The sequence below is a fragment of the Methylobacterium oxalidis genome (assembly GCF_007992195.1).
In the GTDB taxonomy this organism is placed as follows: domain Bacteria; phylum Pseudomonadota; class Alphaproteobacteria; order Rhizobiales; family Beijerinckiaceae; genus Methylobacterium; species Methylobacterium oxalidis.
Genome location: NZ_BJZU01000056.1, coordinates 1 through 14,947, shown reverse-complemented (window position 1 = coordinate 14,947; position 14,947 = coordinate 1). Strand labels below are relative to the sequence as shown.

The following is a 14,947-nucleotide window of genomic DNA, read 5'->3' as shown; positions in this document are numbered from 1 at the left end:
ACCCGACCCGATTGGTGCGCAGCAAAGGTTAACGAAAACTTAACGGCTCGGCAGTCTGGCGCGGAAGCCCCCGCGGGCATCGCTCGAAACGCGGGCCGCGGGACACGTGTCGCGATCCTGCAGCGCCGCACAGGACGGTCCCGTGACACCGGCCGCCCGCCGCGCTGCGGCCGCCCGCGCGCCGGGCCGTTTGGCCGCATCGACCGGATGGGAACATCGTCCGTGTCCGTCCCGTTGCCACGCGGTTGCGGCAGGAAACTTGACAATCACAGATGGAACCCTCGTCTCGCGGACGTGCCCGCTACCGCCGATGACGGCCTTGCGGGCGGTCGTCGCCATCCCGGCCCGCGACGAGGTCGAGCGGATCGGTCCCTGCCTCCACGCGCTCGCGCGCCAGGAGGGCATCGCGGCCGGCAGCTTCGGGGTGCTCCTCTTCCTCAACAATTGCCGCGACGGCACCGAGGCGGCCGTCGCCGCCCTGACCCCCGGCCTGTCCTTCCGGCTCCGCGCGATCGCCTGCGAGATGCCCGGCGCCACGGCCGGCACTGCGCGCCGGGCCGCCATGGAGGCGGCGGCGGACTGGCTCGAGGCCGAGGCGGCGGACGAGGGCGCGATCCTGACCACCGACGCCGACAGCCGGGTGGCGCCGGACTGGCTCGCCCGCAACCTCACCGGCCTCGCGGCGGGGGCCGACGCGGTGGCCGGGCGCATCGCCCTCGATCCGGCCGAGGCCGCCGCCCTGCCGGAGAGCCTGCACGCCCGTGGCCGCCTGGAGGCCGAGTACGAGGCGCTCCTCACCGAGATCGCGGCCCGGCTCGACCCGGAGCCGCATGACCCCTGGCCGCGCCACGCGACCGAATCCGGCGCGACGCTGGCGGTGCGGCTCTCCGCCTATCGCCAGGTCGGCGGCCTGCCGCCGCTGCCGGTCGGGGAGGACCGCGCCCTCGCCGCCGCCCTGCGGGCGAGGAACCTGCGGGTGCGGCACGACCCCGACATCGTCGTCCTCACCTCGGGGCGCCTCGAGGGTCGTGCGCCGGGCGGTGCCGCCGACACGATGCGCCTGCGCTGCGCGGCGCCCGACAGCCCCTGCGACGACCGCCTCGAAGCCCTGCCGCGCGCCCTCGCGCGGGTGCTCGCGCACCGCCGCCTGCGGCGCCTGCACGCGGGCGGGCGCACGTTCGGGGGGATCTCGGCCGCCGCGCTGGGGATCTCGGCCGAGACGGCCCGGGCGGTCGCGGCCGAGCCCAGCCTCGGGCTCGCCCGGGCGGCGCTGGAGGCGGCGAGCCCCCGCCTCGCGGCCCGCCCCCTGCGGCCGCACGCGCTGCCCCGGCACATCCCGCCGGCGCGCGGCCTGCTCGCGGGCTTGCGCCTCCTCAGCCGTCTGCGCGCCGCAGCAGATCCAGCCGGTATCGCTCCGCCCGTGCCCGATGCAGCACCCGGGCGAACCCAGCCGAGCACCGGATGACGCTGTCGGCCGCCTCGTCGCCGCTGAGCGGGTAGTCGGTCTCGCCGGTCCAGTGCACGAGGAGCAGGTCGCCGCCGGGCTCCAGGGCCTCGCGCAGGCGCCCGACCAGGACGGCGAGGTCGGCCTGGTCGAGGTAGTAGACCACCTCCGAGAGCAGGATCAGGTCGAAGCGACCCTCCGGCCAAGCGCCCGGCACGCGGCACTCCGCGAAGCGGACATGGCTCCGGTCCGCGCAGCGGGCGCGGGCCGCGTCGAGGACGGCCGGGACCACGTCGAGGGCGAGGAGGGCGTCGCAGCGCCCGGCGAGCGAGCGCGTCAGCACCCCGATCGAGCAGCCGACCTCGAGGGCGCTGCGGTAGCGGGGGCGGGGCAGCGCCGCGAGCGTCGCCGCGTACTTCTCCCGCTCGTAGTCGCTCGTGGCGAAGCGCCAGGGGTCGGGATCAGCGGCGTAGAGTTCGGCGAAGTAGGCGGGCGGCAGCGAGGCGGTGCGGCAGCTCACGGACCGGCCTCCAGGAAGATCTCGAAGGGCCGCAGGAAGCGCGCGATCATCTCGGGGGGCAGGCGGAACCCCTCGGGATCGTCGTCGATCAGGGCCTCCACCTGCGAGCGGTGGGCCCGGATCGCCCGCTCCTTCGCGGCGAGGTGCGCGGAGACGTCGAGGCGCAGGCCCCGGGGCGCCTCGTCGATCTCCGTTCCGGGCGGCAGGGACCAGCCCCAGACCGGATACGCGTGGACGCGAAGACCGGGGCGGAGCGGGCGGGCCAGCGCGGCGATGGCGGCCGAAGCCACGTGGTCGGCGTGCGGATCGTGCCGCCACGTCACGACGAGGCCGCCCGCCCCGCAATCCTCCGCCGCCCGGGCGAGCGCCCGCGCCGCGGCCTCCGCATCCGGGCCGGTACGCGGCACCGCGCGGTCGGGCAGGCGCAGGAAGGCGATGCGCTCCGCGGACAGGCCGAGGGCGGCCGCCGCCGCGATCGTCTCGGCCTCGCGCAGGGCGATGAGCCGGTCCGGCGGGTAGGCGCGAGAATTCGGGTGGGAGCCAGCGCCGTCGCTCACCACGACGAGGCGCAGGTCCCGTCCTCTCGCGACGCACGCGGCGATCAGGCCGCCGCAGCCGAGGCTCTCGTCGTCCGGGTGGGGCGCCACCACGACGAGCCCGCCCTCGCCCGCGAGATCGTCGAGGCTCCCGAACGGCAGCGCCTCGGCGGCGGCCAGGAAGGCGTCGGCGCGCATCAGGGGGCGTCCGCCCAGAGGTCCCCCGCCAGCCCCGGCGCGGCGAGGGCGTGGCGGGCCGCGAGGGCGAGCGCACGGTCCGGCGCCGGCTGCCTGAGATAGGTGGCGAGGTCCCGCGAGAGGCGCTCCAGCGGGTGGTCGCGCAGGAAGCCCTGCAGGCCGACCGAGCGCTCGGCGCGCTCCAGCACGGCGAGCCCCGCCCGCTCGACGGCGAGCCGCGCGAGGTTGACGTAGGCCACGGTCCGCTCCGGCGGCTCGGCCCCCGCCGCGACCCGCTCCGCGGCCCGGGCGACCCAGAGGCGGGCGGTCTCGGCGGCGCCCGCGCCCTCGCCGAGGCGGGCGAGCTGGTGCGGGTCCTCGCCGCGTCCGGTGCGGCGCAGGTGCCCGCGCCACGCGTCGAGCACGGCCTCGATCCCGCCGAGCTGGACGGCCGCGAACCGCCAGGCGCCGCCGGAGAAGTGCGGCTCGGCGTGGTAGTCGTCCGGCCCGCCGAGGAGGTCGGCCTCGCTCACCGGCAGCCCGGTGAAGTCCACCGTGCCGGTGGCCGAGGCCCGCATCCCGTGCGCGCGCCACGCCGACAGGTCGGCGCGCTCGCCTTCGGGAAGGCCGACGACCAGCATCAGCGGCGGGTCGCCCGGCGCGCGCCGGGCCGTGACGAGGGCGCGGGTGACGAAGCCCGCCCCCGACGCGAAGGTCTTGGCGCCTTCCAGCCGCAGGGCGCCGGGCCCGCCGCCGAGGGCGAGCCCCTCCGGGCCCTCGGTGTTCCAGACGCCGAACAGGTGCCCGGCGCGGGCGTCCGCAGCGAGGCGTGCCCGCTGCGCGGCGTCGCCGTAGCGCAGGACGAGCTGCAGCGCGTTGACGTGCCCCTCGTAGAGCCGCCCGAGGGCGAGGCTGCCGTAGCCGACGAGGCGCAGAACCTCGAGGAGCACTCCGGCCCTTTCCGGCTCGGCGAGCCCCCCGCCGCCGAGGCCGGCGGGCAGCGGCGCGGCGAGGAGGCGGAGGCGGCGCAGGTTCGCCACGTCCTCGGCCGGGAAGGCGCCGTCGCGGTCCAGGTCCGGGGCCCGGGCGGCGGCGGCCTCGGCCGCCTCCCGCGCCGCCGCGAGGAGCGCGCCGGACGCGTCCCGGTCGCTCGCGAGATCCGGCCACGCGCCGTGCATCCGGGCGATCCTCAGCGACGACGAAGCCCGCCGCGGCGGGGCCGGGCGGGCGCGGGTCGGGTCACGGGGTCTCGCACGTCAGATCAGGTAGAGCGTGGTGTCGGTCTTGAAGACGCGCGGGCACTTGCGCTGCTCGACCAGTTCCTCGGCCTCCCGCAGCGTGATGTGACGCTCCAGAGCGATCTCCGGCAACGTCATCCACTTGGTCGTCATCGTCGTTCTCCAACAATCAGTCACGCAACGCGCGAGAGGGCCGCGGGTTCGCCGCCCTCTCCCAGGTTGCGCGACCGAGGCACCCGCCTCAGGCCGCCTGCCGCGGCGCCTCGACGAGCTCGTCGGCGGGCCCGAAGAACTCGAAGCGCACCCGCTCGGCCGGCACGCCGCTGCGCAGCAGCCCGTTCACCAGGGCGCTGAGGAAGGGCTTGGGGCCGCACAGGTAGTAGGTCGCGCGCTCGTGCGGCGTCTGCCCCACCAACCACTCCGCCGTGATCAGGCCCGGCGCGTCGTAGTGCGCGCCCGGCCGGTCCTGCGCCTCGGGCTCCGCGTAGAAGGTGTGCAGCCGGAGGTTCTCGTTGCTCGCCGCGAGGGCGCGGGCGTGGTCGCGCATGGCGTGCAGGCGCCCGTTCTGGGCGCCGTGGACGAACCAAGTCGGCCGGTCCGGGCTCGCGGCCGCGATCGTCTCCAGCATGCTCATCATCGGCGTGAGGCCGACGCCGCCGCTGACGAGGACCACCGGCGCGTCGGTCTGCCGGTCGAGCACGAACGCGCCGGCCGGCGGCGCCACCTTGAGGACGGTGCCGGGGCCCTGCCCGTGCAGCCAGTTCGAGACGATGCCGGCAGGCTGGTCGGCGCCGCCCTCGCGCTTGACCGTGATCCGGTAGGCGCGGTCGTTCGGCGCGCAGGAGATCGAGTAGTTGCGCTTCAGCACGCCCTGCCCCGGCAGGTCGAGGAGGAAGCCGAGATACTGGCCGGGCTCGTGCCGCAGCACGGGGCCGCCGTCTTCGGGGACGAGGACGAAGGAGCGGATCGTCTCGCTCTCCTGCCGGACGCTCTCCACGACGAAGCTGCGCCAGCCGTTCCAGCCGCCGGGCCGGACGGCGAGGTCGCGGTAGATCGCGGCCTCGCGCCCGATCAGCAATTCGGCCAGGAACCAGTACGCCTCGCCCCAGGCCGCGCAGATCTCGGGCGTGGCCGCCTCGCCGAGGACGTCGCCGATCGCGCCGAGGAGCGCGTCGGCCACGTGCGGGTAGTGCTCCGGCAGGATGTTGAGCGCGACGTGCTTCTGCGCGATCCGCTCCACGGCGCCCGCGAGCACCCCGAGATTGTCGATGTTGCGGGCGTAGGCCAGCACGGCCTGGGCCAGGGCCTTCGGCTGCGAGCCCGTCTCGCCGTGGTGCGACTGGTTGAAGAGGTCGCGGATCTCCGCGTTCCGGAACAGGCGCTCGTACATGCGCCGGGTGATGTCGAGGCCGTGTGCCTCGAGGGCCGGCACGGTGGCTTTGACCAGGGCGACGGTCTGTGCGGAGAGCGGGCTCGGCATGGCATCCCTCAAAGGTGCATTTAGTATGCACCTTTTATGGCGCCCTTTGAAAAGATGCAACAGGAATATACCTTCAAGGCCGCCCCGGAGCCTCCATGCGACTGACCCGCTACACCGACTACGCTCTGCGCACGCTGATCTACGTCGGCCTGCACGAGCCGCGGCAGAGTTCGATCGCCGAGATCGCGCGGGCCTACGGCATCTCCGAGAACCACCTGACCAAGGTGGTGCACCAGCTCGGGCGCCTCGGCCTGATCCGCACGATCCGCGGCCGGGGCGGCGGGCTCCGGCTCGCCAGGCCCCCGGAGGAGATCGTGGTGGGCGCCGTGGTCCGGCAGACGGAGGACGACCTCGCGCTGGTCGAGTGCTTCGCGGGCGCGGGCTGCGCCATCACGGCGCCCTGCCGGCTCCGACGCGCCCTCGGCGAGGCGCTCGCGGCCTTCCTCGCCGTCCTCGACCGCTACACCCTGGCGGACCTGCTCGGCGGGCAGGACGGGCTCGACATCGCCCGGCTCCTCGGCCTGCCCGCGCCGGGTGAGGCGCCGGCCGACGCGACGGGCGCCGGAGCCTGAAGCCCGCGGGCGTCCGTGGCCCCTTCGGCGAGGCGGCGGATCCAAATCGCGCTCTCGCTCGTCTGTACAGCGACGCCTGTCTGTACGGCGACGCCTGCCCGACGAGAAGGATGCCCCGTGAGCCTCGGACTGATCGCCCTCCTCGACGACATCGCGGGTCTCGCGAAGCTCGCCGCGGCCTCCCTCGACGACGTCGCGGGGCAGGCCGCCAAGGCGGGCGCGAAGGCGGCGGGCGTCGTCATCGACGACGCGGCGGTCACGCCGCGCTACGTGGTGGGCTTTTCCGCCGACCGCGAGTTGCCGATCGTCGCACGCATCGCCACGGGGTCGCTGCGCAACAAGCTCCTGTTCCTGCTGCCGGGCGCCCTCGCGCTGAGCGCGTTCGCGCCCTGGGCGATCACGCCGCTGCTCATGCTGGGCGGGGCCTATCTCTGCTACGAGGGCACCGAGAAGGTCTACGAGGCCCTCTTCCCCCATCAGGCGCACGCCCACGAGGAGACGGTCGGGGCCGGCGACGGCAGCGCCCGCGCCCTGGAGGACCGGCGCGTGGCCGGCGCGATCAAGACCGACTTCATCCTCTCGGCCGAGATCATGGCCATCACCCTCGCCGCCATCCCGGAGGGCACCTTCTGGACGAAGGCGGCCGTGCTGGCAGTCGTCGCCATCGGCATCACGGCGGCGGTCTACGGCGCCGTGGCCCTGATCGTGAAGGCCGACGACGCGGGCGTCGCCCTGGCGAGCAACACCTCCCGCTCGTCCCTGGCGGCCCTCGGCCGCGGGATCGGGCGGGCCGTGGTGAAGGGGATGCCGGTCTTCCTGAAGCTCCTCGCGATCGTCGGCACAGCCGCGATGATCTGGGTCGGCGGCGGCATCCTGGTTCACGGGCTCGAGACCTACGGCCTGCCGGCCCTCGGCCACGCCATCCACGACGCCGCGGCGGCGGCCGGGGCGATGATCCCCGCGGCCTCCGGCTTCGTCGAATGGCTCGTCACGGCGGCGGCCTCGGGCGTCGTCGGCCTCCTCGTCGGCGGCCTCCTGATCCCGGTCACGAGCTACGTCCTCGCCCCGGCCTGGCAGGGCCTGTCGCGCCTCCGCCCCGGCGTCGCCTGAGCGCCGGCCCGGCGGTCGTCCGGCCCCGCCGCGGGATCCGGGGCCGGAGTTGCGCCGGCCCGGCGTTCGTGCAGACTGAGCCGTGACCGTCGGCGGGACGCCATCCCGCCCGACGTCCCGCTCCCCGCCGGACCGAACCCGGCGGGCGACCGGCCGCCCTCCGTCGGAAGGGGACCGCTCCATCTGCGCCTTGGCCGACCCCTTCCCCCTCGTCGTCGAGGCGGCCCGGAAGCCCGCGCGGATGACGGAGGCGGCCCGGCCGACCGACGCGCCGCGGCGGCGCGAGCACCCAGACGACGCATCCGTTCCGCCCGGCGGCCCGTCCAGGGAGACGGCGCGGCGGGCGGGTGAGGGCCGGCCGCGCCGGCCGGTCCGGCGGCCCTGCGCGCACGCGACACGACAACAAGAAGACCAGACAGAAGACCAGACGGGAGTCCGAAATGCTTCAGGAAGCCACGACCAAGCTCGGGGCCTGTCCCCATGATTGCCCCGACACCTGCTCGATGATCTACACGGTCGCGGACGGCCGGCTGACCGAGGTCCGCGGCAATCCCGACCACCCGATGACCCGGGGCGCGCTCTGCGCCAAGGTCAAGGACTTCGACAAGCACCACTACAATCCGGACCGCCTCCTCTACCCGATGCGGCGCGCTGGCCCGAAGGGCAGCGGCCACTTCGAGCGCATCACCTGGGAGGAGGCCCTCGACGAGATCCACCGGCGCTGGAGCGCCATCGTCGCGACGCACGGGGCCGAGGCGATCCTGCCCTACAACTACCTCGGCAACGAGGGCACGGTGCAGGGGCTCACGGTCGGCGACGCCTTCTTCAACCGGCTCGGCGCCACCGTCGCCGAGAAGACCTTCTGCGGCTCGGGCTCGTGCACGGCCTGGCTGCTGACGGTCGGCCCGACGAACGGCACCGACCCGCTGAGCTTCTCCCAGTCGAAGTACATCGTCATCTGGGGCTGCAACTCGGTCTCGACGAACCTCCACCACTGGCACATCGTCAAGGAGGCGCAGCGCAACGGCGCCAAGGTCGTGGTCATCGATCCCTACCGCTCGCGCACCGCCAAGGAGGCGGACTGGCACCTCGCGCCGCGGCCCGGCACGGACGGCGCCCTCGCCATGGCGATGATCCAGGTGATCATCGCCGAGGGCCTGACGGACGACGACTACATCGCCCGCCACACGGTCGGCTTCGAGGCGCTGAAGGAGCGGGCGGCCGTCTTCACGCCCGAGTACGCCGCCGACATCTGCGGCATCCCGGCCGAGGACATCCGGCGCCTCGCCCGCGAGTACGCCACCACGCGCAACGCGGCGCTGCGGCCGGGCATCGCGGTCGAGCGCAGCGCGGGCGGCGCGCAGGCGCTGCGGGCGATCTTCTCGCTGCCGGCGCTGACCGGCTCCTGGAAGGATCCGGGCGGCGGCGTCTACCAGATGCCCCTGTGGGAATTCCCGATCCACTGGGACCGGGTCTGCCGGCCGGACCTGATCCCCGAGGGCACGCGCGCGCTCAACGTGCTCAAGCTCGGCGAGATCCTGACGGGCGAGGCCGGCATCTCGCCGGGCATCCACGCCCTGATGGTCTACAACGCCAACCCGGTCTCGAACGCCACCGAGACGGCCAAGATCAAGCGGGGGCTCGCCCGCGAGGACCTGTTCACGGTGGTGAGCGAGCACTTCGTCACCGACACGGCCCGCTATGCCGACATCCTGCTCCCCGCCACGATGGCGGCCGAGCACGACGACATGATGTTCTCCTGGGGCCACTTCTTCTTCACGCTCAACCAGAAGGCGATTGAGCCGCCGGGCGAGACGGTCTCGAACGCCGAGCTGTTCCGGCGGCTGGCCCGGCGCTTCGGCTTCACCGAGCCCCAATTCGCGATGAGCGAGGCCGAGCTGATGGAGTGGTACCTCGACTGGGACAGCCCCAAGCTCGGCGGGATCACGATGGACCATTTCCGCGAGCACGGCTGGTACCGGCTGAACCTCGGCGAGCCGGGCACGCGCACGCCGCACGCGGAGGGCAACTTCCCGACGCCGTCGGGCAAGTGCGAGTTCTGGTCGGAGACGGCCGCGACGACGGGCAACTTCGTGGCCCCGCCCTTCCGGCAGATGTACGAGGCGAAGCAGGGCGGCGAGGCGCTCGACCCGCTGCCGGGCTACGTGCCGGCCAACGAGCGGCCGGAGACGAACCCGGCCCAGGCCGAGCGCTACCCGCTCAACATCGTCTCGCCGAAGAGCCACGGCTTCCTCAACTCGCAGTACGCGAACGAGGCGCACAAGATCCGCGCGCAGGGGGGCCAGGCGATCCTGATCAACCCGCAGGACGCGGGACCGCGCGAGATCACCGAGGGGGCGCTGGTGCGCGTCTTCAACGACCGCGGCGCCTTCCACGGGGAGGCGAAGGTGACCGAGGACGTGCCACCGGGCCTCGTGGTGGCCTCGCTCGGCTACTGGCACGCGCTCAACCGCGACGGCGCCGTCAACGTGATCAGCGCCTCGACCTACGGCGGCATGGGCCACTCGCCGACCTACAGCGACAACCTCGTCCAGGTCGGTCTCGCGCAGTAGGCGCCGCGGCCGGCAGCGCGCCCGCGCGCTGCCGGCACCGCTCGAAGCTGTTTTGCAGAGGTGCCCTGGCAGGCCCTGTGAGGGCATTGAGGAGGCGAACCGTCTCTCAGGTTCTCCTGATCATGCGGGACCACTGAGCACGCGGCTCTCAAGCGACCCCAGCGCCTCTTCGCCTGTACGCAAAAGAAAGGCGGGACCACGTCCCGCCTCCATGTGCGCGATTGCGCTAGAACCTATGCTGCCGACTGATCCGGCGGACCGTCCTCACCATCGGACTTTTCGTGATGCTGCATGGCCTCACCTCCGAGGTTTCCGGCGGAGCAGGGCTCCTGATGGAAAACCCTTGTCGTCCTGACAAGGGCCCAAACTCTACGATGGTTCATCGCAAATTGCAAACACTTCTCAATTTTAACTCAGGATAATATTTCGCTCTCACAGACTAATCTAAGTAAGTTTTGCAATTGTACACACAGCCTTTCAGCCTCCGAGCGTCAGCGGCGCCACCTTCAACGCTCGCTCGGATGGCGGGATCTCATGAGCGAGGTCTCGGACGCTGCCACGATTATCGTGGATTGAGGCGAGCGGGCGGACCCGCGTGCAATGGTGCGGCAGCACGGAGCACACCATGACGCGCCATGAGGAGTTGAAGGCCGATCCGGCGTTTCGGCAGGCAGTGCAGGCGGTGCGTGGAGCAGCAAGCGTCCTCAGCGGCGTGCAGATGAGCTACGACGAGGCGGAGTTGCTCGCCATGTTCGCTCTCGTGACCTTCGCCAACGGTGGTGGCCTGACTGATCCAAGCCTCAGGTGCCTCGCGCGCTTCCTGCCTGAGACGGAGCGGACCGCTGAGACCGCGCGCAGGCACTGATACGGCGGCTGCATCAGCCGGATCACCTTGCCCTTCACGCAGGCTCGGCCGTCCGCCTCATCGCTGCGTCGGCGATCCGCATGTCCATGAGGCCCATCACAGTTGGGCGCGTCCGCAAGGGGCATGACATCGCCGAGACATGCTCGGCTGCTCGTGAATGTGAGGCGCCGACCCTGACCACGGGAAGGAGGGCTCCATGTTCGCTGCTCGCTCGCTCCGCCGGCTCCTGGCGCTGCTCGCTGTTCTCCTGCCTCTCGATGCGGCGCGGCCGGACCCGAGTTTCGAGGATCGGACGACCACCGAAACGGAAGAAGTTCGGGTCGTCTTCCGGCACTTCGTTTGAGGCCGATGCAATCGGCCGCGCCACCGCGCGCCTTCGATCAGGATCGCGAGCGCGCGAGCCGTGTCGAGGACGCCTTTAGTCGCGGCGCTTCTCCGTCCGTGCTATCATCGGTCTCAGCCCGCTCCTCCTGCCGAGCTGACGGAGGGCGCTCCGATGCGCTTCGATCGTGATGTGCGCGGCGAATGGATTGTTGATCCGACCGAGCTTGCGGCCAAGCTCGGCATCTCTCTCCGGCTGCTGAAGGACGAGATGCACCTGGGTCTCGTCCGGACACGGGTTGAGGCTGGACACAGCCGGAATGAGGGCCGATCTCGCGTTACGGTGCAATGCCGTGAGACCGCCTGGCGAGGCGTGTTCGACGCTCAAGGGCGTCTGATCAACGAGTGTCGCCTTCTGACGGATCAACCCCCGGATGAAGCGATCCGGTAGGTTGAACCTTCGAGGAGCCTGCCCATGATCGTGGAAGTCAGCCGTACGAAGCTCGCGCAGACCGCTCTCGATGCCTACATCTCCGCCGAAGGCGCAGAGCAGCGCTTGGAAGATAGCGTGCATTCTTGCGAGATCGTTGATCTGATTACCGATCTGCTCCTGCTCGCGCATCAGCGAGGGTGTGATCCGGTTTCCGTTGTTCGCAGGGCCGAGAGGCACGTGCTGGCCGAAACCGCACAGCAGGAGTGACCTCAGCCCGCATCTGCCCGCGATCCCGTGGCGAGCCCCTGATCCGACCCCGGAACGTCGGCTCGAACCTTCCTGCGGCTGATTGCTGGGCCGCGGCGCCCCATCGAACCGCAGACCCTCCTCGACCGTTAGCTGAGGCGCAGCACGCGCGGGGCCGAACCAGGCCGGGAAAACCAAGGGCCTGGGCGGTCGAGGAGCACGCCCATGGCCACGGAAGCTGCGCGGATCGATCTCGCTCGCAAGGCTCTCGACCTCTACCTGCAGGAGCACGGTGACGAGCGCCGATGGCGCTATCCGCTTGCCGGGAGTGACGTGGCGGAGTGCGATATCGTCGATTTGCTGATGGACCTGCTGCTGTTGGCACGGGCCAGCGGCCACGACCCCTGCACTGTCCTGCGCAAGACGCAGGTGCATCTCGACGCCGAGACTGGGCAGCGCTGCTGAGAATGAGGTCAGACGTCTTCGGGAAGAGGAATCACGCGCTTGCCAGGTCCGCATGGGGTCCGCAGACGTTCCTGCGAGACCACGACCTCAGCTAAGCCATCGAGAGGATTGGTGGGCGCACTAGGGTTCGAACCTAGGACCCGCTGATTAAGAGTAAGCAGAATTCTCATAACAGTTCCTAACAATGCCTAACAGTTGCGTTGCCGTAAACATCTGGTCTATAAGCAATATCAGCACGAACCCATAACAAACCCTACCAATGGCTAACGTGCCATAACCCACCGGTTTTGTTACCTGGGCGCTACCTAGGCCAGTTTATGCCGAAGCTCCGTCTCACCCATGCGGCTGTCGAGCGTCTTCGACTTCCCTCGAAAGGTCAGGTCGACCACTTCGACAGCCACCTTCCTGCGTTCGGCCTGCGCGCGTCCTACTTAGGCGCCAAGGCCTACTTCGTGATGACGCGTGTCGACGGCAGGCTCGTCCGCATCACCATCGGGCGCCATCCGGCCCTATCGCTGGCCGACGCTCGAGAGAAAGCCCGACAGCTCATCCTGCACGCCAAGGCTGGACAGGATCCTCGGCAGATCGAAGCCGAGGCACGCCGGAAGAAGGAGCACAAGCGCCGGACCACCTTCGGCGGCGCCGTAGCTCTGTTCATGGAGCGCTATGTCGAGCGCAACCTGCGCCCGAACACCGCCCGAGAGTACCGCCGCACCCTCCAGGGACCGGACACGCGGGACTGGCAGGACCGGCCGCTGAGCTCTCTGATGAAGGCAGAGGTGCTCGAGGTCCTGCACCGGATCGAGGGGCGGGGTTCACCGGCTGCAGCGAACCGCGCACTCGCGTACCTGTCCAAATTCTTCAACTGGTGCTTGGAGCAGGATCTCCTCACGGTCAGCCCAGCCAGCCGGGTCCGCCCGCTGTCCGCCACCCGCTCCCGCGACCGCGTCCTCCAGCCGGACGAGCTGGTCTGGATCTGGTGGGCCCTGTCTGAATGGCCGAGCCAGTTCGGCTCCCTGTTCAAGCTTCTGCTGCTGACCGGGCAACGGCGCAGCGAAGTCGCCGGTATGCGCTGGGACGAGCTGCGGAGCTTCGGCACGGAAGAGGCGATTTGGAGCCTTCCAGCCAGCCGGACCAAAAACGGACAGCCGCATCTCGTTCCGCTCGCGGAGGCGTCGCAGAACATCATCGCGAGCTTGCCCCGGGAGGGTCCGTTCGTGTTCACCACCCGCGGCACGACGGGCCTGTCTGGCTTCAGCAAGGCCAAAACCGAGTTGGACCAACGGGTGAACGCCCTGCGGGCGGGGGCTGCTCTGCCGTCCCTCCCTCCGTGGACACTGCATGATCTGCGGCGAACCATGGTGACGCTGATGAACGAGCAGCTCGGGATTGCGCCGCACGTGGTCGAGGCCGTCGTCAACCATGTCAGCGGCTCAGCCAAGCGGGGCGTCGCCGGGGTCTACAATCGGGCCCTCTACCTGCGCGAGCGCAGGGACGCTCTGTGCGCCTGGAGCCGCTGGGTCACCAGGCATGATCGACAGCGGCCCGAGGCAGCAGCAGGTCCGGCCCCGGCGTAATCTATTGCTGTTGCAAGCAATCGCGCGCTCCAAAACCATTTACTGTAAGTGAACGCAACCTGTCTGCAGGGAAGCAGCAATGACCGATAGTGCTTGGGACGAAGGCCACCCGCTTTTTCATCTGACTACTGAAGAATTCTTTGGTAGAGATCCGCGCGCGGACCGTGGCTACTGGAGCAGGGCCGCATGCTGGACCAACGAGGAAGCAATCGCTCTTTCGTTCGGGTGCGAGCCCCGTGTCGTGAATTGGGAGTTCCTCAAGAACAGCGGCCATCCCTTTGCCAAGCTGTACGCCGAACGCAGGAGCTTGGCGATCCGCGCTCGGCACGTGAACCTTCTTAACGATTTCAACGAACCGGAAGCGTTCATCAAGTGGGCGAAGAGGCAAGGCATATCCTTCGACCCAGATCTCGAGAAAGCCGTGAAGGATGGAAAGAAAGTCGCAAAAACAACAAAAGACCGAGAAGACGAACACTTAAACGCGAAGTCAAGACAGAGTTTTTTGAAAATTGTTCTCGGGCTCGCAGCCGCGACGTACAGTTACGACCCTCAGAAACCTCGCGGCTCTATTGTCCGGGAAATCAAAGACGATCTGGATCGCATCGGCATTAGCCTGGACGAGGATACGGTCCGCAAGTGGCTGGCCGAGGCGGCTGACGAGTTCGGCCACCTCATCACGATTGGCGGTAGCGCTTCCTGATCGAAATCGGTTCTCGCCTCGCCGAGTTCGGCCATCGGCTCCTCGCAGAAGCCTACGATGCGCCCGTCCATCACAAGACGGGAGAAACATCATTGCAAGGTACAAACTACTCGGCTTCGGGATCCCTGGCGACGCCAGGAGGTCCCGGGCCATTCAGTCCGCATCAGTTCGTCCGCCAGAAGGCTGATCGCGCCGGCGCAGTCCCGTGCCCAACCTGGAACTGGCCAAGCTCGATCGGGCACTGCGGGGTGCCTGCGTCCGTCCTGAGCGTTGGCGGTGCGCAATGAGCGCGTCGCACAACTCAAGCAAGGCCGCGCAGGTTGCCGCTCGCCACAACCGTGCACTCTGGCGGGTGCACACCTTCGAACATCGCCGCCTGACCGCCGGGCTGCACCGAGGCAGCCGGGAACATCAGCAGCGCACACGCTCTCCCGAGATCAAGCGCAGGTGTAGCTCCGGCGCCAAGTGCTCTGAGGATGCCGATGCCGGCAGCTCGTAGGCAGCCAGCCGCTCAAGCCACGCCGCTGCCTAAATAGCTGTGGGGCCACTCGCTCCTGACACCATATAAAAACTGGGTCCGATCCCCAGGGCTTGTGGCGGCTCCATCTCAGCCCACCGTCTTCGTCGGCCTGCACAAAGAGGCCGGGGAGGTCAGGCTTCCTTCGCTATGGAAGGTCCGTCAGGACCAGG

Annotated in this window: 16 protein-coding genes; 11 read left to right on the top strand and 5 right to left on the bottom strand. The window is 70.2% G+C overall.

Features of this window, described 5'->3' with window-relative positions; genetic code table 11:
* Positions 1-310 precede the first annotated feature (310 nt).
* Positions 311-1,465 (top strand): glycosyltransferase, encoded by a 1,155-nt coding sequence (locus MOX02_RS14660; RefSeq protein WP_147026538.1) that lies wholly within the window; start codon positions 311-313, stop codon positions 1,463-1,465.
* On the opposite strand, the gene MOX02_RS14655 is transcribed toward MOX02_RS14660, so the two are convergent.
* From MOX02_RS14655 to hmpA, 5 genes are all read right to left on the bottom strand, one after another.
* The gene (locus MOX02_RS14655; RefSeq protein WP_147026537.1) at positions 1,374-1,964 is read right to left on the bottom strand and encodes a class I SAM-dependent DNA methyltransferase; all 591 of its coding nucleotides are present in this window, start codon (positions 1,962-1,964) and stop codon (positions 1,374-1,376) included. The two genes, MOX02_RS14660 and MOX02_RS14655, sit on opposite strands and share 92 nt — an antisense overlap.
* Positions 1,961-2,698 carry a PIG-L deacetylase family protein gene (locus MOX02_RS14650; RefSeq protein WP_147026536.1) on the bottom strand — a complete coding sequence of 246 codons (738 nt, stop codon included), beginning with the start codon at positions 2,696-2,698 and terminating at the stop codon, positions 1,961-1,963. Before MOX02_RS14650 ends, MOX02_RS14655 begins: the two co-directional genes overlap by 4 nt.
* Positions 2,698-3,855, bottom strand: a complete 1,158-nt coding sequence (locus MOX02_RS14645; protein WP_147026535.1) for an acyl-CoA dehydrogenase family protein — start codon at positions 3,853-3,855, stop codon at positions 2,698-2,700. The genes MOX02_RS14650 and MOX02_RS14645 overlap by 1 nt, the downstream gene beginning before the upstream one ends.
* A gap of 78 nt (positions 3,856-3,933) precedes the next feature.
* On the bottom strand, positions 3,934-4,068 hold the full coding sequence (locus MOX02_RS32675; RefSeq protein ID WP_280525319.1) for a hypothetical protein: 135 nt from the start codon (positions 4,066-4,068) through the stop codon (positions 3,934-3,936).
* A gap of 88 nt (positions 4,069-4,156) precedes the next feature.
* Complete coding sequence (hmpA, locus tag MOX02_RS14640) at positions 4,157-5,395, bottom strand: NO-inducible flavohemoprotein (RefSeq protein ID WP_147026534.1); 1,239 nt, start codon at positions 5,393-5,395, stop codon at positions 4,157-4,159.
* Positions 5,396-5,490: 95 nt separating this feature from the next.
* Between hmpA and MOX02_RS14635 the strand changes: the two genes are divergently transcribed.
* The 10 genes from MOX02_RS14635 (at position 5,491) to MOX02_RS14595 (ending at position 14,257) form a co-directional block, all read left to right on the top strand.
* Complete coding sequence (locus MOX02_RS14635; RefSeq protein ID WP_147026533.1) at positions 5,491-5,967, top strand: Rrf2 family transcriptional regulator; 477 nt, start codon at positions 5,491-5,493, stop codon at positions 5,965-5,967.
* 117 nt (positions 5,968-6,084) lie between these two features.
* Complete coding sequence (locus tag MOX02_RS14630) at positions 6,085-7,077, top strand: DUF808 domain-containing protein (protein ID WP_147026532.1); 993 nt, start codon at positions 6,085-6,087, stop codon at positions 7,075-7,077.
* 440 nt (positions 7,078-7,517) lie between these two features.
* Positions 7,518-9,650, top strand: coding sequence for a molybdopterin-containing oxidoreductase family protein (locus MOX02_RS14625; RefSeq protein WP_147026531.1), 2,133 nt, complete (start codon positions 7,518-7,520; stop codon positions 9,648-9,650).
* A 625-nt stretch (positions 9,651-10,275) separates the two neighbouring features.
* Positions 10,276-10,515: a hypothetical protein gene (locus MOX02_RS14620; protein ID WP_147026530.1), complete on the top strand. Its 240-nt coding sequence runs from the start codon at positions 10,276-10,278 to the stop codon at positions 10,513-10,515.
* A 196-nt stretch (positions 10,516-10,711) separates the two neighbouring features.
* On the top strand, positions 10,712-10,858 hold the full coding sequence (locus tag MOX02_RS31255) for a hypothetical protein (protein ID WP_170267876.1): 147 nt from the start codon (positions 10,712-10,714) through the stop codon (positions 10,856-10,858).
* A gap of 153 nt (positions 10,859-11,011) precedes the next feature.
* Positions 11,012-11,287, top strand: a complete 276-nt coding sequence (locus MOX02_RS14615) for a DUF6522 family protein (protein ID WP_147026529.1) — start codon at positions 11,012-11,014, stop codon at positions 11,285-11,287.
* Positions 11,288-11,311: 24 nt separating this feature from the next.
* Positions 11,312-11,536, top strand: a complete 225-nt coding sequence (locus MOX02_RS14610; RefSeq protein ID WP_147026528.1) for a hypothetical protein — start codon at positions 11,312-11,314, stop codon at positions 11,534-11,536.
* Between the two features lie 204 nt (positions 11,537-11,740).
* A complete protein-coding gene (locus tag MOX02_RS14605) occupies positions 11,741-11,980 on the top strand; it encodes a hypothetical protein (RefSeq protein ID WP_147026527.1) in 240 nt (79 codons plus the stop codon).
* Between the two features lie 317 nt (positions 11,981-12,297).
* The gene (locus MOX02_RS14600; protein WP_147026526.1) at positions 12,298-13,557 is read left to right on the top strand and encodes a tyrosine-type recombinase/integrase; all 1,260 of its coding nucleotides are present in this window, start codon (positions 12,298-12,300) and stop codon (positions 13,555-13,557) included.
* Between the two features lie 79 nt (positions 13,558-13,636).
* Positions 13,637-14,257 (top strand): hypothetical protein, encoded by a 621-nt coding sequence (locus MOX02_RS14595; protein WP_147026525.1) that lies wholly within the window; start codon positions 13,637-13,639, stop codon positions 14,255-14,257.
* Positions 14,258-14,947 lie beyond the last annotated feature (690 nt).